The 19949-nt window shown below is 72.5% G+C and carries 16 protein-coding genes; 9 read left to right on the top strand and 7 right to left on the bottom strand.

Going from position 1 to position 19949, the window contains the following annotated elements; all coding sequences use genetic code 11:
* Positions 1 to 274 precede the first annotated feature (274 nt).
* Positions 275 to 1279: a cation diffusion facilitator family transporter gene (locus IFT77_RS09670; protein ID WP_192169842.1), complete on the top strand. Its 1005-nt coding sequence runs from the start codon at positions 275 to 277 to the stop codon at positions 1277 to 1279.
* A 67-nt stretch (positions 1280 to 1346) separates the two neighbouring features.
* Here the strand turns inward: IFT77_RS09670 and IFT77_RS09665 are convergent, their stop codons facing one another.
* Positions 1347 to 2600 carry an LPXTG cell wall anchor domain-containing protein gene (locus IFT77_RS09665; RefSeq protein ID WP_192169841.1) on the bottom strand — a complete coding sequence of 418 codons (1254 nt, stop codon included), beginning with the start codon at positions 2598 to 2600 and terminating at the stop codon, positions 1347 to 1349.
* Positions 2601 to 2866: 266 nt separating this feature from the next.
* On the opposite strand from IFT77_RS09665, the gene IFT77_RS09660 reads away from it, so the two are divergent.
* Entirely contained in the window at positions 2867 to 3367 is a 501-nt protein-coding gene (locus tag IFT77_RS09660) for a GtrA family protein (RefSeq protein ID WP_123548367.1), read from the top strand.
* Here the strand turns inward: IFT77_RS09660 and IFT77_RS09655 are convergent.
* Positions 3364 to 3996, bottom strand: a complete 633-nt coding sequence (locus IFT77_RS09655; protein ID WP_192041252.1) for a TetR/AcrR family transcriptional regulator — start codon at positions 3994 to 3996, stop codon at positions 3364 to 3366. The two genes, IFT77_RS09660 and IFT77_RS09655, sit on opposite strands and share 4 nt — an antisense overlap.
* Positions 3997 to 4085: 89 nt before the next feature.
* Between IFT77_RS09655 and IFT77_RS09650 the strand changes: the two genes are divergently transcribed.
* The 4 genes from IFT77_RS09650 to IFT77_RS09635 are packed head-to-tail and all read left to right on the top strand — an operon-like array spanning position 4086 to position 9271.
* Complete coding sequence (locus IFT77_RS09650; RefSeq protein ID WP_192169840.1) at positions 4086 to 5723, top strand: ABC transporter substrate-binding protein; 1638 nt, start codon at positions 4086 to 4088, stop codon at positions 5721 to 5723.
* Positions 5701 to 6768, top strand: coding sequence for an ABC transporter permease (locus tag IFT77_RS09645; protein ID WP_192169839.1), 1068 nt, complete (start codon positions 5701 to 5703; stop codon positions 6766 to 6768). The genes IFT77_RS09650 and IFT77_RS09645 overlap by 23 nt, the downstream gene beginning before the upstream one ends.
* Before the next feature lie 5 nt (positions 6769 to 6773).
* Positions 6774 to 7643: an ABC transporter permease gene (locus IFT77_RS09640; protein ID WP_371741012.1), complete on the top strand. Its 870-nt coding sequence runs from the start codon at positions 6774 to 6776 to the stop codon at positions 7641 to 7643.
* Positions 7640 to 9271: a dipeptide ABC transporter ATP-binding protein gene (locus IFT77_RS09635; protein WP_192041248.1), complete on the top strand. Its 1632-nt coding sequence runs from the start codon at positions 7640 to 7642 to the stop codon at positions 9269 to 9271. The genes IFT77_RS09640 and IFT77_RS09635 overlap by 4 nt, the downstream gene beginning before the upstream one ends.
* A 145-nt stretch (positions 9272 to 9416) precedes the next feature.
* Here the strand turns inward: IFT77_RS09635 and proP are convergent, their stop codons facing one another.
* Positions 9417 to 10946, bottom strand: coding sequence for a glycine betaine/L-proline transporter ProP (proP, locus tag IFT77_RS09630; RefSeq protein WP_192041247.1), 1530 nt, complete (start codon positions 10944 to 10946; stop codon positions 9417 to 9419).
* Positions 10947 to 11216: 270 nt separating this feature from the next.
* On the opposite strand from proP, the gene valS reads away from it, so the two are divergent.
* A complete protein-coding gene (gene valS / locus IFT77_RS09625; RefSeq protein WP_244638618.1) occupies positions 11217 to 13841 on the top strand; it encodes a valine--tRNA ligase in 2625 nt (874 codons plus the stop codon).
* Positions 13841 to 14095 carry a hypothetical protein gene (locus IFT77_RS09620; protein WP_192169838.1) on the top strand — a complete coding sequence of 85 codons (255 nt, stop codon included), beginning with the start codon at positions 13841 to 13843 and terminating at the stop codon, positions 14093 to 14095. Before valS ends, IFT77_RS09620 begins: the two co-directional genes overlap by 1 nt.
* 49 nt (positions 14096 to 14144) lie before the next feature.
* Here the strand turns inward: IFT77_RS09620 and IFT77_RS09615 are convergent, their stop codons facing one another.
* Positions 14145 to 14999: a methyltransferase domain-containing protein gene (locus IFT77_RS09615; RefSeq protein WP_192169837.1), complete on the bottom strand. Its 855-nt coding sequence runs from the start codon at positions 14997 to 14999 to the stop codon at positions 14145 to 14147.
* Positions 15000 to 15034: 35 nt separating this feature from the next.
* On the opposite strand from IFT77_RS09615, the gene IFT77_RS09610 reads away from it, so the two are divergent.
* On the top strand, positions 15035 to 17107 hold the full coding sequence (locus tag IFT77_RS09610) for a M3 family metallopeptidase (RefSeq protein WP_192169836.1): 2073 nt from the start codon (positions 15035 to 15037) through the stop codon (positions 17105 to 17107).
* Positions 17108 to 17194: 87 nt separating this feature from the next.
* On the opposite strand, the gene clpX is transcribed toward IFT77_RS09610, so the two are convergent.
* The 3 genes from clpX to IFT77_RS09595 form a co-directional block, all read right to left on the bottom strand.
* Positions 17195 to 18475: an ATP-dependent Clp protease ATP-binding subunit ClpX gene (clpX, locus tag IFT77_RS09605; protein WP_123548231.1), complete on the bottom strand. Its 1281-nt coding sequence runs from the start codon at positions 18473 to 18475 to the stop codon at positions 17195 to 17197.
* Between the two features lie 161 nt (positions 18476 to 18636).
* Positions 18637 to 19299: an ATP-dependent Clp protease proteolytic subunit gene (locus IFT77_RS09600; protein WP_123548230.1), complete on the bottom strand. Its 663-nt coding sequence runs from the start codon at positions 19297 to 19299 to the stop codon at positions 18637 to 18639.
* A gap of 40 nt (positions 19300 to 19339) precedes the next feature.
* Positions 19340 to 19927, bottom strand: a complete 588-nt coding sequence (locus IFT77_RS09595) for an ATP-dependent Clp protease proteolytic subunit (protein WP_123548229.1) — start codon at positions 19925 to 19927, stop codon at positions 19340 to 19342.
* Positions 19928 to 19949 lie beyond the last annotated feature (22 nt).

Here is a 19949-nt window from a genome sequence, read left to right as displayed (position 1 = left end):
CCAGGTGCTGCGGATGTCCGTCCACGAGGACGCCTGCCGAGGGTTCTCGGTCGGCGCGGTACCACCTCGCTTGCCGCCCCTGGCGGGACGACCTCTCTGCTGCGGCTGTGACGGGCCTGCCCCGCTCGGGTCTAGTGACGCCTCCTGCCCCAGTGTCGGGACGATCGACGGGTTCTGCCGAGTGCTCCCCGGTGATGGCCGGATCAATGCTCGTCCATCATACGAGCCGTGGAGGCGGGACGCGATCAGGTGCAGGCAGTGCAGAATCAGCAGCATGACACCAGAGCCCTCCGCGGCGCCGCCCGCGGCGACCGAGCCGCCCACCGAACCCGGTGCCGGGTCCGCGCTGAAGCCCGAGAGCACGACGACGGTGATCGTGGCGTTCCTCGCGAACCTGCTGATCGCCGTGGCGAAGACCGTCGCGGCGTTCCTCACCGGCTCCGCGTCGATGGTGGCCGAGTCGGCGCACTCGTGGGCCGACACGGGCAACGAGATCTTCCTCTTCATCGCCGACAAGCGCGGCGTCAAGCAGCGGGACGACGACCACCCCCTCGGCTACGGCAAGGAGACCTACGTCTGGTCGATGTTCGCGGCGTTCGGGCTGTTCACCGTCGGCGCCGTGGTGTCGATCCAGCACGGCATCTCGCAGCTCGGCGCGGCCGAGGAGGCCGAGGACTACCTGGTGAACTACGTCGTGCTCGGGGTGGCCTTCCTGCTCGAGGGCACGTCGTTCCTCCAGGCCTTCCGCCAGGCCCGCGGCAGCGCCCGGGCCGGGCAGGTGCCCACCCTGCGTTTCGTGCTGCGCAGCTCGAACTCCACGCTGCGCGCCGTGTTCGCCGAGGACGCCGCCGCCCTGGTCGGCCTGCTCATCGCGTTCCTCGGCATCTTCCTGCACCAGGTGACCGGCTCGGCCGTCTTCGACGCGGTCGGCTCGATCCTCGTCGGCGTGCTGCTCGGGGTCGTCGCCCTGGTGCTGGTCGACCGCAACCGCCGGTTCCTCGTCGGTGAGAGCCCGAGCGACGAGCTCGAGACGACGGTGCTCGAGCGCCTCCTCGCCCGGCCCGAGATCGCCCGCGTGACCTACCTGCACACGGAGTTCGTCGGCCCGAGCCGCCTGTACCTGGTCGCCGCCGTCGACATGACGGGCGACGACACCGAGGAGCACGTCGCCGTCGCCCTCCGCCGCGTGGAGCGCGAGCTCGAGGAGCACGACGTCGTCGAGGAGGCGGTGCTCACCCTCTCGACACCGGACGAGCCGAGCCTGCAGCCGCGTCGCTGACCTCTGCTCCGCCACACGGGAGGGCCCGCCTCCGAGCAGGAGACGGGCCCTCCGTGGTGTCCGTGCGTCAGGCGCGACGCGCTCGACGCCGGGCCACGCCGACTCCGCCGAGGCCCGCGAGCATCAGCCCGAGGCCGAGCGCTCCCGCCCACGGCGTCGCCTCGTCCGTGCCCGTGTGGGCCAGCGAGGACGTCGTCCGCGGGACCACGGCGACCGGGCGGACGGCACTCGGGGCGACGACGGGCGCCAGCACGACGGGCGCCGGTGCCGAGGGCGCCAGCACGACGGGCGCCGGTGCCGGCCCGACCCGCACGTCGATGCTCGCGAACGCCGACGGCAGCGTCGTGGCGAATCCGTCCTCGTCGTAGGACTGCTGGGCGATGGAGACGCGTGCGAGACCCACCGGGAGCCACACCGGGGTCGACCAGGTGCCGTCCGCCCCGACGGAGACGGGGTCGTGTCCGTAGCCCCAGCCCCTCTCGGGGTCGAGCATCAGGAGCTCGATGTCCAGGAGCTCTCCCGGCGTCCCCGTCCCCGAGACCACGAACCTCCGCGTGTCGGTGTCCCCGAAGGGCACGACGTCCCCGTCCACCTGCGATCCGTCGACGGGCGACGTGATGACGGGAGCGTCGGAGGCCAGCTGCCCGAGCACGAGGACCTCGCGCACGATCGAGCCGAGCGGGCTCCCGTCGGCCGCGGACGCCGTGACCGTCACCTGGTAGTCGACCATGAACGGAGCGGGGTCGATGGCGATCGCCTCGCGGAAGGTCGTCCCCGTGACCGCAGCCCGGAGCGACGTCCCGTTGCTCACGACGATGCTGACGCTGCTGCCCTCCGGGACGGTCCCGGTGACGACGACGCCGCCGCGGAACGCGAGCTCGCCCTGCGCAGTCGGGGACGTGACCTCGAAGCCGGGCGCGGCGGCTGCCTCGTCGGCTGCCGCCTCGTCTTCGACGACCGGTACCTCCGCGGGCGTCAGGACGCCCCCGTCGGCGACCGGTGCCTCGGCGACAGGCGCCTCGACGACCGGAGGCGCGACCTCGCCGTCGGGTACCTCCCCGGCGTCCGGCGCCTCCACGGCGGTCCCTGCGTCGCCCGCCTCCGGGGACGGCTCGGCGGGCGTCGCGTCCCCGACGTCCGACGCGGCGTCCGGCTCCGCGGCGACGCTGGGCGCGTCGACCGCGACGGCGGCGGCCGCCCCGTCGACCTGCTCGACGGGCGCCGCCTCGGCATGTGCCGCGGGCGTCGTCATCAGGAGTCCCCCCAGGGCGATGACGATGGCAGTCGGCAGCGCCACGGCGGCCGACACAGTGTTCTTCATGATCTTCTCTCTCGTGTGAGTCGAGGTGGCCGCCGTGCCCTCGACCCACCCCCGAGCACGGCGCTCCCGGCCTCGTGAGGCCGTCCTCCGCTCACAGTAGGGGCACGTGACGAGCGATCCTCATGCCGTGACCGGACCGTTGCCGTAAGTCATCCTCCCGACCGACCCGCCTCATCTCCCCGGCCGACCGGACCACTCGCCTGCGCGGAGGGGACAACGCCCGGCGCCTTCTTAGGGAGCCCCTGTAGCGTCGATCCGTGCGCACGATGATCCGGCTGGCCAAGGCCCACCCCTCCGCCCTCCGCTTCCTCGTGGTCGGCGGCATCGGCTTCGTCATCACCATGGTGATCAACTACGGGCTCAAGCTCTTCGTCATCCCCCAGCACCCCGTGACCGCGCTGTCGCTCGGCATCATCGTCGCGACCGTCGTGTCGTACTGGATGAACAAGAAGTGGTCGTTCGACGACCGCGGCGACCGCCACACCGGCCAGGAGATGCTGCTCTTCGTCGTCGTCAGCGTCATCGGGGTCGCGATCAACTCGGCTCCCTTGTACCTGTCGCGCTACGGTCTCGGCTTCGAGGTGCCCCAGGTCTCGCGCACGACCCAGGAGATCGCGGACTTCGTCAGCGGTCCCGTCATCGGCACGATGCTCGCGATGGTCTTCCGCTACTGGGCGATGAACAAGTGGGTGTTCCCGAAGCGCGCCCAGCTCGACGACGTGCTGTCCCCCGTCTCGCCCTCGACCGCCTCCACCCCCACGGCCTAGCCGTCGGCGAGGCGGTCGGCGCGCGCGAGGCCGTCGGCCACGGGCGCCAGGGCCGCCGCCACCTCCTCGTCGAGTGGTCGTCGACGCACGCCGGCCCGCGCCCACCTGACGACGGCGGTGGCCGCCGCCGCCAGCAGCGCCGACGCCGCCACCTCGGCCCCGACGTCCCCGCGCGGCACGTCGGCGGTCTCGCAGAGGAACGACGCCACCGTCGCGCGGATCCGCACGAGGCGCACCGCCGCCGACGACACGAGGTCGTCGCCGAGGCCCATCGCGTCCGACTGGGTGAGGGCCCACGGCACACGGTCGGAGGGGTGCGCGGCCGCCAGCTGCATCAGCGCCGACTCGACCCTCCGCACGGGCGACGTGCCCGAGGAGGCGCGGAGGGCGTCCCCGAGGCCCGCCGCGGTCGCGTCCAGGTCGAGCCAGAACGTGTCCGCCTTCGACTCGAAGTAGTTGAAGAACGTGCCGCGGCTCACCCCTGCCCGCTGCGCGATCTGGTCCACCGTCGTGCGGGACCAGCCCTGCTCGAGGAACAGCTCGGCCGCGGCGTCGGCGAGGACGTCGGCCGACGACCGTCGCGGCCGTCCCGAGGGCCGGGCGATGCGGGACGTCGTCTCGTCTGACATGGGGTCAATCATGCCGCTAGACTCGTCCACGGCTTTGTTGTACCCAGTTCAACAAGCCACCCCACCTCGCCCCACACCTCCGGAGCCCCATGCGCACGCGCTCACTGCCCCTGCTCGCCCTCGCCTCGGCCGGCGCCCTGCTGCTCGCGGGCTGTGCCCCCGGCGGCGACTCGTCCGACGACGGGACCCCGCGGGCCGGCGGCACCCTGACCTACGCCACGGGCGACGCCGAGCCCACCTGCCTCGACCCCCACGTCGGCGGCAACTACCCTCAGGCCCTCGTCTCGACGCAGTACCTCGAGTCGCTCGTGTCGAAGGACTCGGAAGGCGAGATCGTGCCGTGGCTCGCCGACTCGTGGGAGGAGTCGGACGACGGCCTCAGCTGGACCTTCACCCTGCGCGACGGCGTCTCGTTCACCGACGGCACGCCGTTCGACGCCGCAGCCGTCGCCGCGAACGTCGCGCACCTGCAAGATCCGGAGACGCTCTCGTCGACCGGCTACCTCGCCCTGCAGAAGGTCACCGGCGTCGAGGCCGTCGACGCCCGGACCGCCCGCTTCGACCTGAGCGAGCCCGACAGCGCGCTGCTCGAGTCGCTGACCCAGCCGTGGCTCGCCATGGAGTCGCCGGAGGCGCTCGAGCGCTCCCAGGAGGCGAACTGCGAGTCGCCGGTCGGCACGGGCCCCTTCGTGGTCGAGTCCTGGACCAAGCAGGACCGCGTGGTGCTGAGCCGCAACGACGACTACTCGTCGCCGCCCGCCGACGCCTCCCACGACGGCCCCGCCCACCTCGACGAGGTCGTCTGGCGCTTCATCCCGGACTCCGCCGCCCGCTACGCGGCCCTCCAGGCCGGCCAGGTCGACGTGATCGACAACGTCCAGCCCGACACCCTCGTCGCGGCCGAGAAGGACGACTCGCTCGACGAGATCGACGCGCCCCGCCCCGGCGCCGCGAACCGGATCGAGCTGAACTCGGGCAAGGCGCCCTTCGACGACGAGCGCGTGCGACAGGCCTTCATCACCGGGGTCGACGTGAACGACGGCATCGACTCGCTCTTCTTCGGCACGGCGGAGCGCTCGTACTCGCCCCTCTCGAGCGTCGAGCCGCTCGCGTACTCGGACGAGTCGCTGTTCGACGTCGACCCCGACGCCGCAGGCGACCTGCTCGACGAGGCCGGCTGGACGGAGCGCGACTCCGACGGCTACCGCACCAAGGGCGGCGAGCGCCTCTCCCTCGAGTTCCCCGTGAGCACGAACCAGTCGATCCCCGCCGAGCAGTCGCTCTTCGAGCAGATCCAGGCCGGCGCGAAGCAGCTGGGAATCGAGGTCGTGCTGTCTCCCCTCGACCTGTCGAGCTGGTACGGCGCCCTCGCCGAGAACGACTACGACCTGGTCAGCGCTCCGTACACGAAGGTCGGACCCGACGTGCTGCGCATCCTCTACGACACGGCCGGCATCACGCCCGCGCCGAGCGGCTACTTCGCCAACCTGGCGCAGCTGAGCGACCCTGCCCTCGACCAGCTGCTGACCGACGCCGCGCAGACGAGCGACCCCGACGAGCGGGCCGACCTCTACCAGCAGGCTCAGCAGATCGTCCTCGAGAGCTACACGGTGCTGCCGCTCTACGACCAGCAGAACCACTACCTCGTGCGCTCGTCGGTGACCGGCGTCCGCGCCCTGCCGCCGGTCTCGGCCGTCACCCTGTATGACGCTTCCCGTACCGACTGAGCCGGGGCGCGACGCCGCGGCGGGCCGCGCCTCCTCGACCGCTCCCCCCACCACCGACGACGCGTCCTCCCCGTCGCCCACGAGGCCGGAGCGCAGGAGGCGCGGGCGCGCGGCAGCGGCGGCCCGGTGGCTCGCCGGTCGGGTCGTCGGCGGCGTGGTCGTGCTCTGGGCGGTCGCGACCATGGTCTTCTTCGCGATCCGGCTGGTGCCCGGCGACCCCGCCGAGGCGATCATCGGGGGTCCGGGGTCGCAGGCGTCGGCCGAGGCGCTGGCGCTGGTGCGCGAGCAGTACGGGCTGGACGACCCCCTCCTCCTGCAGTACCTGGCCCAGCTCGGCCGTCTCGCGACCGGCGACCTCGGCACCTCGTACTCGCTCCGCACGGACGTCGGCGCGCTGCTGCTCGCCCAGCTGCCCGGCACGGTCGTGCTGGCGGCGTGCGCGCTCGCCGTCGCCTGGCTGATCGCGCTGGGGACCGCCTGGTGGGCCACCCTGGGCGGCCGGGTCGCCGCCGCCGTCTCGTCCGGCCTCGAGGTGGTGGCGGCCGCGGTGCCGCACTTCTGGCTCGGCAGCGTGCTCGTGCTGGTGCTCAGCACCCAGCTCGGCCTGCTGCCCCCGGTGAGCACGGGCACCCCGATCGGCCTCGTGCTGCCGGTGGTGACGCTGGCCGTGCCGGTCGCCGGGTTCCTCGGCCAGGTGACGCGCGACTCCCTGCTCGACGCGGCGTCGTCGCCGTTCGCCCTCTCCGCCCGCGCCCGGGGCGAGTCGACCTCCGGGCTCTTCGGGCGACACCTGCTGCGGCACGCCGCCCTGCCCGGCCTGGCCCTCTCCGGCTGGGCCTTCGGCTCCCTGCTGAGCGGGGCGGTCGTCGTCGAGTCGGTCTTCGCCCGGCCCGGCCTCGGCCGCACCCTGCTCGGGGCCGTGACGCTGCGGGACATCCCGCTCGTCACCGGCGTCGCCCTCGTCTCCGCGCTCTCGTACGTCGTCGTCGTGGCCCTCGGCGACCTGGCCGAGCGGCTCGTCGACCCTCGGGTGCGGGCGTCGTGAGCGTCGTGTCGAGCACGCGGCCGGCGCGTGACCCGCGCCGCACCCGGTCGCCTCGCACGCGCCTCCGCGTCCCCGAGGTCGTCGCCGCCGTCGCCCTCGCGCTCGTCGTCGTGGCGGCGGTCGCCCCGGGGCTGCTCGCCCCCGCCGATCCCCTGGCCGTCTCGCCGACGGACGCGTTCACGGCCCCCTCGCTCGCGCACCCCCTCGGCACGGACGAGTCCGGCCGCGGCATCTGGACCCGCATCGTCCACGGAGCCGGCGCGAGCCTCGCGATCGGCGCCGCGGCGACGGTGATCGGCACGGGCCTCGGCGTCCTCCTCGGCGTGGCCGCGGGCTTCGGGGGCGGGCGCCTGCCGGGGCGCGTCGCCGACGTGGCGGTGTCGCGCCTCCTCGAGGTCATGTTCGCGCTGCCGGGCCTCCTGCTCGCGCTCGTCGTCATCGCCTTCACGGGGCCGGGCGCCCTCCCCGCGACCGTCGCCGTCGGCCTCGCCACGGCGCCGGGCTACGCGCGCATCGTGCGGAGCCAGGTCGTCCGCGTCCGACGCTCGGCGATGGTCGAGGCCGCCGTCGTGCTGGGCCGTCGCCCCGCGACCGTGCTCTGGCGACACGTGCTGCCGAACGCCCTCGCGCCCGTCGTCGTGCTCGCGACGCTGGGCCTCGGCCAGGCCGTCGTCTGGGCCTCGTCGCTCAGCTACCTCGGCCTCGGTGCGCCGCCGCCCGCCCCGGAGTGGGGCGCCATGCTCTCGGCGGGCCGCCTGTACGTCACGAGCGCGTGGTGGATGACGGTGTTCCCCGGGCTCGCCGTGGTGCTGACCGCCGCCTCGGCGACGGTGCTCGGCCGGGGGCTCGCGCGCCGGGGCGGAGGAGCCTCGTGACCGCCTCCGCTCCCCTCCTCGTCGTCGACGACCTCCGCGTCTCGTTCGGCTCCGGCCCGGTCGTCGACGGGGTCTCGTTCACGCTCGCGGCCGGCGAGTGCGTCGCGATCGTGGGCGAGTCGGGGTCAGGCAAGAGCGTGACGGCGCGGGCGTTGCTCGGGCTCACGGGCGGGACGGTCGCCTGCCGCCGGCTGACGCTCGGCGAGACCGACCTCGTCGACCTGGGCGAGCGCGCCTGGCGTCGCGTGCGCGGCGCCCGGGTGGGCCTGGTGCTGCAGGACGCGCTCGTGTCGCTCGACCCGCTCCGCCCGATCGGCCGGGAGATCGACGACGCGCTCCGGCTGCACACCCGCCTGACGCCCCGACAGCGGCGGGAGCGGGCCCTGGAGGCGCTGGTCGAGGTGGGCATGCCCGATCCGGAGGCGCGGCTCGGCTCCCGCTCGGGCGAGCTGTCGGGCGGGCTGCGCCAGCGGGCGCTGATCGCGGCCGCCCTCGCCGTCCGGCCCGAGCTGGTCGTGGCGGACGAGCCGACCACCGCGCTCGACGCCGAGGTGCAGCGGGTCGTCGTCGACCGGCTGCGCGCGCTGCGCGACGGGGGGACGGCCGTGCTGATGATCAGCCACGACCTCGGCGTCGTGCGCCGTCTCGCCGACCGGGTCGTCGTGATGCGGGCGGGCGAGGTCGTCGAGACCGGGCCGACCGCCGAGGTGCTCGACGCACCCCAGCACGAGTACACGCGCATGCTCGTCGCGGCCCTGCCTGCCGGGGCGCCCCGCGGCGCGCGGCTGTCCGTGCCGGCTACCGCGAGCGCCGGCACGCCGCCGGACGGGGAGGCGGCGGCGGCACGGGCGGACGACGCCCCCGTCGTGCTCTCCGCGAGCGGCCTCCGCCGCGTCTTCCCGGCGCGCGGCGCCGTGCCCGACCGGGTCGCCGTCGACGACGTCTCCCTCGAGCTGTGCGCGGGCGAGACGCTCGGCCTGGTGGGCGCCTCCGGGAGCGGGAAGACGACGACCGCGCGCCTCCTGCTCGGGCTGGACGCCCCCGACGCCGGCACGGTCGAGCTGCTGGGCGAGCCGTGGGCGCCCCTGCACGAGCGGGACCGCCGTGCCCGACGTCCGCTGCTGGGCGCGATCTACCAGGACCCGGCGAGCTCGTTCGACCCCCGGCTGCCGGTGGGCAGGCTCCTCGCCGACGCGCTGACGGGCGGCGACCGCACGCGCGTCGGCAGCGATGCCCTGCGTCGCGACGTGCTGGCGCTGCTCGACCGGGTCGGGCTCGCGGCCGACCTGGCCGACCGGGGCACCGCCTCCTTGTCGGGAGGTCAGCGGCAGCGCGTGGCGATCGCCCGCGCCCTGGCCGCGCGCCCGACGGTCATCGTCTGCGACGAGCCGGTGTCGGCCCTCGACGTCTCGGTGCAGGCGCAGGTGCTCGACCTGCTCGACGACCTGCAGCGCGAGGAGGGCCTGGCCTACCTGCTCATCTCGCACGACCTCGACGTCGTCGGCCACATGGCCGACCGCGTCGCGGTGATGCAGCACGGGCGGGTCGTCGAGCAGGGCCGGACGGCCGAGGTGTTCGCGGCCCCCCGGCACGAGCACACGCGCGCCCTGCTCGCGGGGCGCCCCTAGCGCCGCGCCGCCCTGCCGCGCAGGCCGCCCTGCCGCGCAGGGCCGCGCCGTTGCGCCGACACCCCCGAGAACCGCGGAGACCCCTCGGCGCGCGCACGGGTGCGCGCGGGTCCGAGGGGTCTCGACGTGACGGGGGCGCGGGGCGCTAGGCCTTCGCGGACGCCTCGTCGTCGACCGGCGGGCGGACGACCTGGATCGGCCCCGACTCCGCGAACGCGAGCGCCCAGTCCGACTTCGACACGTCGCTCGACTCGTCCGAGTACGCCGCGATCAGCTCCTGGGCCTCGGCGTCGGTGGCGACGGACGGGCCCGAGCCCAGCAGCGGCTCGTTGGCGGTCTCCTTCGTGAACGAGACGGCGACGAGGCCGATCACCGCGGCGGCCATCAGGTAGAACGCGGGGATGTCGTGGGCCCAGCCGAAGCCGCGGCCCTCCGCCCAGACGACCAGCGCCTCCGTGGCGAGGGGGGTGGTCCCGCCGAAGAGCGACACCGACACGTTGAACGCGATCGCGAGGGCGCCGTAGCGGATGATCGTCGGGAACAGCGCGGGCAGCGTCGAGGGCATCGTCGACGTGAAGGTGACGAGCACGAGGCCGAGCACGAGCAGGCCCGCGAACGACAGCACGCCGTTGTCGCTCTGCACCATGCGGAGCGCCGGGAACGACAGCACCAGGAACCCGATGCAGCCGGCGAAGAGCACGGGCCGGCGACCGAAGCGGTCGCTGAGCCGCCCGCCGAACGTGATGACGAGCATCATCAGCACCATCACCACGATGATGAAGAGCAGCCCGCTCGTGGCGTCGCGGCCGAGGGTGTTGGTCAGGTAGGTCGGCATGTACGACAGCAGCATGTAGTCGGTCACGTTGAAGACCAGCACGAGGCCGACGCAGACGATGAGCGCACGCCAGTTCTCGCGGAACAGCTTCAGGAACGGGACCTTCTGGTGCTCGCGCTCCGACGCCTCCGCCTGCTGCTTCTGGAACGCGGGGGTCTCCTCGAGCTTGAGGCGCAGGTAGAGGCCGATCAGACCGAGCGGCCCGGCGACGATGAACGGGATGCGCCAGCCCCAGCCGAGCAACGCCTCCTCGCTCAGGCCGAGCTGCAGGGCGGTCACGAGGGAGGCGCCGAGCACGTAGCCGCCGAGGGTGCCGAACTCGAGCCACGAGCCCATGAAGCCGCGGCGCTTGTCGGGCGAGTACTCGGCGATGAAGGTCGCGGCGCCGCCGTACTCGCCGCCGGTCGAGAAGCCCTGCAGGAGGCGCGCCAGCAGCAGCAGGATCGGGGCCCAGATGCCGATGGTCGCGTACGAGGGGATGAGGCCGATCGCGAGGGTGCCCGCGGCCATGAGGATCATCGTCATCGCGAGCACCTTCTGCCGGCCGATGCGGTCGCCGAGCGGGCCGAAGAACGCGCCGCCGATCGGGCGGACCACGAACGCCGCGGTGAAGGTGCCGAAGGTGAAGAGGATGTTGAGAGCGTCGTTCCCGGGCGGGAAGAAGACCTGCGCGATGGTCGTCGTGATGTAGGCGTAGACGCCGAAGTCGAACCACTCCATGGCGTTGCCGAGCGCGGCGGCGCTGACGGCGCGCTTGAGCATCGACTCCTCGACGACGGTGACGTCGTCCGTGGTGAGCTCGCGGCGCGCGGCCTTCGGGCTGTTCTTGCGGGCAGACATGTGTCGGGATACCTCCGGGTGGTCGGACGGAGCGCGACCACGGTGTCGGGCAAAACCGGACGAGGCTAACAGAGACCGGCATGTCAGATCCAGTGCAGTGCTCGCAACAGTGCCCTGACCGCATCTTTCCTCGCCGACGACCACGACGCCTCCTGCGCTGCCGCCTCGTGGCCACCCCGGTCGCGGCCCCCGCCGCGCGTACACTGGGGCAGTCCCACAACCAGGCGCCTCCCCACCGACACGGCGCCGCCCACAGAACCGGAGCAGCCCATGACGTCACCGATGCCCGAGAAGCCCGCCCTCGAGGGGCTGGAGGCCCGCTGGGGCCAGGTCTGGGAGGAGTCGGGCACCTACCGGTTCGACCGTGACCAGGCGACGCGCGCCTCCGTGTTCTCGATCGACACCCCGCCGCCGACCGCGTCGGGCAGCCTGCACATCGGCCACGTCTTCAGCTACACGCACACCGACGTCAAGGCGCGGTTCGAGCGCATGCGCGGCGCCAGCGTCTTCTACCCGATGGGCTGGGACGACAACGGCCTGCCGACCGAGCGTCGCGTGCAGAACTTCTACGGGGTGCGCTGCGACCCGTCGCTCCCCTACGACGCGTCGTTCACGCCGCCCTTCGAGGGCGGCGACGGCAAGTCGGCCAAGGCCGCCGACCAGGTGCCGATCTCGCGCCGCAACTTCGTCGAGCTCTGCGAGCGCCTCACCGTCGAGGACGAGAAGCAGTTCGAGGACGTCTGGCGCAAGCTCGGCCTCTCGGTCGACTGGACGCAGAGCTACCGCACCATCGACGACCGCTCGCAGGCGATGGCGCAGAAGGCGTTCCTCCGCAACCTCGCCCGCGGCGAGGCCTACCAGGCCGACGCTCCCACCCTGTGGGACGTCACCTTCCGCACCGCGGTCGCGCAGGCCGAGCTGGAGGACAAGGAGGTGCCGGGTGCCTACCACAAGCTCGCCTTCCACCGCACCGACGGCGAGGGCGACGTGCTCATCGACACGACGCGTCCCGAGCTGCTCCCCGCCTGCGTGGCCCTCGTCGCGCACCCCGACGACGAGCGCTACCAGGCCCTCTTCGGCACCACCGTGCGCTCGCCGCTCTTCGACGTCGAGGTCCCTGTGGTGGCGCACCACCTCGCCCAGCCCGACAAGGGCTCGGGCATCGCCATGGTCTGCACCTTCGGCGACACCAACGACGTGGTGTGGTGGCGCGAGCTGCAGCTGCCGAACCGTGCCGTGATCGGCTTCGACGGCCGCTTCGTCAGCGAGGCCCCCGCCGCGATCGAGTCGGAGGCGGGCCGAGAGGCCTACGCCCAGCTCGCCGGCAAGACGGTCTTCAGCGCCAAGGCCGCCATCGTCGAGCAGCTGACCGCCTCGGGCGAGCTGATCGGCGAGATCCGGAAGATCTCGCACCCCGTCAAGTTCTTCGAGAAGGGCGACAAGCCGCTCGAGATCGTCTCGACCCGCCAGTGGTACATCGTCAACGGCGCCCGCGACGAGGCCCTGCAGCAGTCGCTGCTCGAGCGCGGCCGCGAGGTCGGGTTCCACCCCGACTTCATGCGCGTGCGCTACGAGAACTGGGTCAACGGCCTGAACGGCGACTGGCTCATCTCTCGCCAGCGCTTCTTCGGCGTCCCCCTGCCCGTCTGGTACCCCCTCGACGCCGACGGCAACCCCGTCTTCGACGACGTCATCGTGCCCGACGAGGCGTCGCTGCCCGTCGACCCGTCGAGCGACCCGGCCCCCGGCTACGACGAGTCGCAGCGCGGCGTGCCCGGCGGGTTCCAGGGCGAGCTCGACGTCATGGACACCTGGGCGACCTCGTCGCTCACGCCCCAGCTCGCCGGCGGCTGGGAGGCCGACCCCGAGCTGTTCGAGCTCGTGTTCCCGTACTCCCTGCGCCCGCAGGGCCAGGACATCATCCGTACCTGGCTGTTCTCGACGGCGCTCCGGTCGCAGCTCGAGCACGGCACGGTGCCGTGGACGGACGCGTCGATCTCGGGCTTCATCGTCGACCCGGACCGCAAGAAGATGTCGAAGTCGAAGGGCAACGTCGTGACGCCCGCCGCGATGCTCGACGACCACGGCTCCGACGCGGTCCGCTACTGGGCCGCCTCCAGCCGGCTCGGCACCGACGCGGCCTTCGACCCGCAGAACCCGAAGCAGATCAAGATCGGCCGACGCCTGGCGATCAAGGTGCTCAACGCGGCCAAGTTCGTGTACTCGTTCGAGCTCCCGTCGGGCGAGTTCTCGATCACCGAGCCGCTCGACCGCGACCTCCTCGCGTCGTTCGCCGCGGTCGTCGACACCGCGACCGAGGCGCTCGAGGGCTACGACCACGCCCGTGCGCTCGAGGTCACCGAGAAGTTCTTCTGGACCTTCTGCGACGACTACCTCGAGCTCGTCAAGGAGCGCGCCTACGGGGCGACGACTCCCGCCGAGCAGGCCTCGGCCGTGCTCGCCCTGCGCACGACGATCGACGGCCTGCTGCGCCTGCTCGCGCCGTACCTGCCGTTCGCGACGGAGGAGGTGTGGTCGTGGACGCACGACGACTCCGTCCACCGCGCCTCCTGGCCCACGGCTGACGAGCTCGGCGATGTGGGGTCGCCCACCGGCCTGCTCGGCCTCGTCGGCGAGGCGCTGATCGGCGTCCGCCGGGCGAAGTCCGACGCCAAGGCCTCGCAGAAGACGCCGGTCGTCTCGGCGACGATCTCGGCCCCGGCCGCGCAGCTCGAGGTGCTCCGCGGGGCGGCCTCCGACCTGGCCGCCGTGGGCAAGATCCAGTCGCTCGACTTCGTCGAGGGCGAGTCGCTGGCCGTGACCGCGATCGAGCTGGGCGAGCTGCCGGAGGCCCCTGCGGCGGCCGGCGCCCCGACCCCGGCTGCGGGCGCCTGATGCAGCTCGGCACGCGCTGGAGCGTGGGAGGCGCGGCTCCGGCCAGCCTCCTCGCCCCCGTGCTCGGCGCGGTCGCCCAGGTCGAGCGCGAGCTCGCCGACGAGGGCGTCGACGCGTCGTCCTGGCGCTGGACGCTCACGTACCTCGAGCACCGGCCCGTCGTCGAGCTCGACGACGGCACGGTGATCCGCGTCGACGCCGTCACGGGCGAGGCACGCGTGCACGCCCCCGACGACGGCCCCGACGAGGACTAGCCCGGGCCGAGCACCCACCTCCGCGTTCTCGAGCTCGCCGAGACTCGGGTCAGGCTCGGGCGACGATCTCGCCGTGCGGCATGAGCAGCCACCCGTCGGGCGCGTCACGCCACGCGCGCCACGCGTCCGCGATCGCGTGCAGCTCGGCGTCGGTCGCGACGCCCTTCGCGATCGCGTCCCCGTGGAACGCCGACTCGGTGGCGCGCGCGGCCCAGCTGTCGCCCCACCAGGTGCGCTCCTCGTCCGAGGCGAAGCACCACGAGGAGGCGGTGCTCACGACCGCCTCGAGGCCGGCCTCGAGCGCCCAGCCCTTGAGGCGCCTCCCGGCGTCGGGCTCGCCGCCGTTGCCGCGGTGCACCTGCTGGTAGACCTCCATCCACCGGTCGAGGCCGGGCGACTCCGGGGCCCAGACGGTGCCGTGGTAGTCGACCTCGCGCACGGCGACGACTCCCCCGGGCCGAGCGACCCGACGCATCTCGCGGAGCGCGCCGACGGGATCTGCCACGTGCTGGAGCACCTGGTGCGCGTGCACGACGTCGACCGTGTCGTCGTCGAAGGGCAGCTCGTACAGGTCGGCCGTGACGAACTCGACGTTCTCGACGCCACGCTCGGCTGCGAGCTCGGCGGCCTGCGCGACGATCCCGGCCGCCGCGTCGACCCCGACGACGCGCCCCGGGGCGAGCCGCTCGGCGAGGTCGACGGTGATCGTGCCCGGCCCGCACCCGACGTCGAGCAGCGACAGCCCGGGGCGCAGGTGCGGCACGAGGTAGGCGGCGCTGTTCTCGACCGTGCGCCACGCGTGGCTCCGCAGCACGCTCTCGTGGTGCCCGTGGGTGTACGTCGCGCGCGGTGCGGTGGGTCCGCCCGGTGCGGTCGGCTCGCGCCGTGCGGTCGGTTCGCTCATGTGCCCGACCCTAGCGAGCCTCCTAGTGTGGGCGGATGACGAACCCGTTCCTCGAGCCGAGCTCCCTGCCGTATGCGCTGCCGCCCTTCGCCGAGATCACGGACGGCGACTGGCTGCCCGCCTTCGAGGCCGGCTTCCAGCAGCAGCGCGCCGAGCTGGAGGCGATCGCGACGGACCCGGCCGAGCCGACGTTCGCCAACGTCCTCGAGGCGCTCGAGCACAGCGGGCGGATCCTCGCCCGCGTCGAGCACGCGTTCTTCGACAAGGCGTCGAGCGACTCGAACGACGTCACGGACGCCCTCGAGCTCGAGCTGGCCCCGCGGCTCGCCGAGCACGCCGACGCGATCCGCCTCGACCCGCGACTGTGGCGACGCCTGGACGCGCTGCACGCCCGACGCGAGCAGCTCGACCTCACGGCCGAGCAGCGGTACCTGCTCGAGCGCACCGTGGCCGACTTCGTCCGTGCCGGCGCCGCGCTGGGCGACGACGACAAGGAGGCGCTGCGCCAGCTGAACCAGGAGCTGTCGACCCTGACCACCCGCTTCGAGAAGGCGCTGCTGGCCGACACGAACGACCTCGCGGTCGTCGTGCGCGACCCTGCCGAGCTGCGCGGCCTCACCGAGGGCCAGCTCGGGGCGGCAGCCGAGGCGGCACGGGAGCGCGGGCTCGAGGACGCCTGGGTCGTGTCGCTCGTGCTGCCCACCGGGCACCCGCTGCTGGCGTCGCTCGACGACCCGGCGCTGCGGGAGCGCGTGATGGTCGCTTCCCGGTCGCGCGGACGGCGGGGCGGCGAGCACGACACCCGTGCGCTCGTGCTCGAGATCGCCCGGCTCCGGGCCCGGCGCGCCGTCCTGCTCGGGTTCCCGGACCACGCCTCATGGGTGACGGCGGGCGAGACGGCCGGCAGCCCGGCAGCCGTCGCCGAGCTGCTCGGCCGGCTCGCGGTGCCCGCGGCGCGGAACACCGCCGCCGAGCTCGCCGATCTGCGCCAGCTCGCCGCGAGCGAGGCGGGAAGCGGCAGCGACAGCGACACCGACACCGACACCGACCAGGTCCGCGCCTCCGACTGGGCCTGGTGGGCCGAGAAGGTCCGTGCCGAGCGCTTCGACGTCGACACGGCCGCGATGCGCGACTACTTCGAGGCCGACCGCGTGCTGCACGACGGCGTCTTCCACGCCGCCTCCCGCCTCTACGGCCTCGAGTTCGCCGAGCGGCGGGACCTCGTCGGCCCGCATCCGGAGGCTCGGGTCTTCGAGGTGACCGAGAACGGCGGCGCGCCCGTCGGCCTGTACGTGCTCGACCTCTACACCCGCGACTCGAAGCGCGGCGGGGCGTGGATGAACCCGCTCGTGTCGCAGTCGGACCTGCTGGGGCTTCCGCCCGTCGTCGTCAACAACCTCAACGTCTCGAAGCCCCCGGCCGGCTCGCCGACCCTGCTCACGCTCGACGAGGTGACGACGCTGTTCCACGAGTTCGGCCACGCCCTGCACGGCCTGCTCGCCCGGGTCACCTACCCGTCGTTCTCGGGCACGAACGTGTTCCGCGACTTCGTGGAGTTCCCGAGCCAGGTCAACGAGATGTGGATGCTCTGGCCGGAGGTGCTCGAGAACTACGCCGTCCACCACGTGACGGGTGAGCGGATGCCGCGCGAGCTGGTCGAGAAGCTCGTCGCCTCGCGCACCTACGGGGAGGGCTTCGCGACGAGCGAGTACCTCGCCAGCGCCCTGCTCGACCAGGCGTGGCACAGGCTCTCGCCCGAGCAGGCCGACCGGGTCGACGACGTCGAGGCGTTCGAGCAGGAGGCGCTGGCCGCGGTCGGCCTGGACCTCGCGCAGGTGCCCCCTCGCTACTCGAGCACGTACTTCGCGCACACCTTCTCAGGCGGCTACGACGCGGGCTACTACTCGTACATCTGGAGCGAGGTGCTGGACGCCGACGCCGTCGAGTGGTTCGAGGAGAACGGCGGGCTGAGCCGCGAGGCGGGCGACCGGTTCCGGGCGCGTCTGCTCGGCGTCGGCGGGTCGAAGGACCCCCTCGAGGCCTACCGCGACTTCCGTGGCCGCGACGCTCGGGTCGAGCCGCTGCTGGAGCGCCGCGGCCTCGTCTGACCCTTCCGCATCGGTGCCCCTCGCAGGGGAGAACGCCCTGGACGACAGGTGTCCAGGGCGTTCAGGAGGTGCGTGGAGGCCGTCGGACTAGGCCGATTTCTCGACGCGCTCGTCCACGAGACGGGGAACGATCGTCGGCGCCGCGTTCTCGAGCACGGAGGCGCGGGTCACGACGACCGTGCCGACGGTGTCGTCGGAGGGGACGTCGAACATGATCGGCCCGAGCACCTCTTCGAGGATCGCCCGGAGGCCACGAGCACCGGTCTGGCGCAGGACGGCGAGGTCGGCGATCGACTCGAGAGCCTCGTGCTCGAACTGCAGCTCGACCCCGTCGATCTCGAACATGCGCTGGTACTGCCGCACGAGGGCGTTCTTCGGCTCGGTGAGGATCTGCATCAGGGCGGCCTGGTCCAGCTGCGTCACCGTCGTCACGACAGGGAGGCGCCCGATGAACTCGGGGATCAGCCCGAACTTGTGCAGGTCTTCAGGGAGGACCTCGCTGAAGAGGGCCGCCTCGTCTTCCTTGCTGTGCAGGGGGGCGCCGAAGCCGATGCCGCGCTTGCCCGCACGGTTCGAGATGATGTCCTCGAGGCCGGAGAACGCACCGGCGACGATGAAGAGCACGTTGGTCGTGTCGACCTGGATGAACTCCTGGTGCGGGTGCTTGCGACCGCCCTGGGGAGGCACGGAGGCGACCGTGCCCTCGAGGATCTTGAGCAGCGCCTGCTGCACGCCCTCGCCCGACACGTCGCGGGTGATCGACGGGTTCTCGGCCTTGCGAGCGATCTTGTCGATCTCGTCGATGTAGATGATGCCCGTCTCGGCGCGCTTGACGTCGTAGTCGGCCGCCTGGACAAGCTTGAGCAGGATGTTCTCGACGTCCTCGCCGACGTAGCCCGCCTCGGTGAGGGCGGTCGCGTCCGCGACGGCGAACGGGACGTTGAGCCGCTTGGCCAGGGTCTGGGCGAGGTAGGTCTTGCCGCAGCCCGTCGGGCCGATCAGCAGGATGTTGGACTTCGAGATCTCGACCTCGTCGGCGAGGGACTCGGCCGCCGTCAGCGTCGACGCGGCGCGGATGCGCTTGTAGTGGTTGTAGACGGCCACGGAGAGCGCGCGCTTCGCGGCGTCCTGCCCGATGACGTACTCCTCGAGGAACGAGTAGATCTCGCGGGGCTTGGGGAGGTCGAACTCGCTCGTGGGCTCGTCGCCCGCCTCGGCCAGGCGCTCTTCGATGATCTCGTTGCAGAGCTCGACGCACTCGTCGCAGATGTAGACGCCGGGGCCGGCGATCAGCTGTTGGACCTGCTTCTGGCTCTTGCCGCAGAACGAGCACTTGAGCAGATCAGCGCTCTCACCGATGCGTGCCATGCCCGGCCTCCCTACGAGATCGTCGTCGCCCCCTGTCGGACGTCGTGCACCGAGCCTAACCCGATCCCCCGACACTCCGGGACCGACCTGCGGCCCGGACGCGACGGAGCCCCGGGCAGCTCGCCCGGGGCTCCGTCGTCGTGCTCGCGACGCGTGGCCGGCTAGCGCGTGAGCGCCGGCTGGTTCTTGCGCGAGGTCAGCACCTGGTCGACCAGGCCGTAGGCCAGGGCCTCGTCGGCGCCCAGGATGTTGTCGCGCTCGATGTCGCGGTTGACCTGCTCGGGCGTCTTGTTCGAGTGCTTCGACAGCGTCTCCTCGAGCCAGGTGCGCATGCGCAGCACCTCTTTCGCCTGGATCTCGATGTCCGACGCCTGGCCGCCGCTGCTGCCGCCGGTCGCGGGCTGGTGGATCAGCACGCGGGCGTTCGGCAGGGCGAGGCGCTTGCCGGGCTGGCCGGCGGCGAGCAGGACCGCGGCCGCCGAGGCGGCCTGGCCGAGGCACACCGTCTGGATCTCCGGACGGATGTACTGCATCGTGTCGTAGATCGCCGTCATGGCCGTGAACGAGCCGCCGGGCGAGTTGATGTACAGGGTGATGTCGCGATCGGGGTCCATGCTCTCGAGCACGAGGAGCTGCGCCATGATGTCGTCGGCCGAGGCGTCGTCCACCTGCACGCCGAGGAACACGATGCGGTCCTCGAAGAGCTTGGCGTAGGGGTCCTGGCGCTTGTAGCCGTAGGCCGTGCGCTCTTCGAAGCTGGGGAGGATGTACCGGGAGCTGGGGGTCTGCAGTCGGCCCGCGCCGCCCATCATCGGGAGTTCCATGAGTGTGTCTCTTTCTCTGCTGACGATCGGGGAGGGAGGTCTACGACTGGTCCGTGCCGGCGCCGCCGACGACGTCGGTGGCCGAGCCGCGGATGTGGTCGACGAAGCCGTACTCCAGGGCCTCCTCGGCGGTGAACCAGCGGTCGCGGTCGCCGTCCTCGTTGATCTGCTCGACGGTCTTGCCCGTCTGGGCAGCGGTGATCTCGGCCAGGCGCTGCTTCATCGAGAGGATGAGCTGCGCCTGCGTCTGGATGTCGGAGCTGGTGCCGCCGAAGCCGCCGTGCGGCTGGTGCAGCAGCACGCGCGCGTTCGGCGTGATGTAGCGCTTGCCCTTGGTGCCGGCCGTCAGGAGCAGCTGGCCCATCGAGGCCGCCATCCCGATGCCCACGGTGACGATGTCGTTCGGCACGAACTCCATGGCGTCGTAGATCGCCATGCCGGCCGTGATCGACCCGCCGGGCGAGTTGATGTAGAGGTAGATGTCCTTCTCGCTGTCCTCAGCGGCGAGGAGCAGGAGTTTCGCTGCGATCTCATTGGCGTTCTCGTCCCGCACCTCGGAACCGAGCCAGATGATGCGGTCCTTGAGAAGTCGGTCAAAAACACTGTTGGGCAGTGTCACGTCGGCCATGGTGGAGCTCCCATTCGTTGTC

This window comes from Frigoribacterium sp. CFBP 13729 (assembly GCF_014841875.1).
Lineage (GTDB): Bacteria > Actinomycetota > Actinomycetes > Actinomycetales > Microbacteriaceae > Frigoribacterium.
This window is presented reverse-complemented; position numbering and strand designations above follow the sequence as displayed.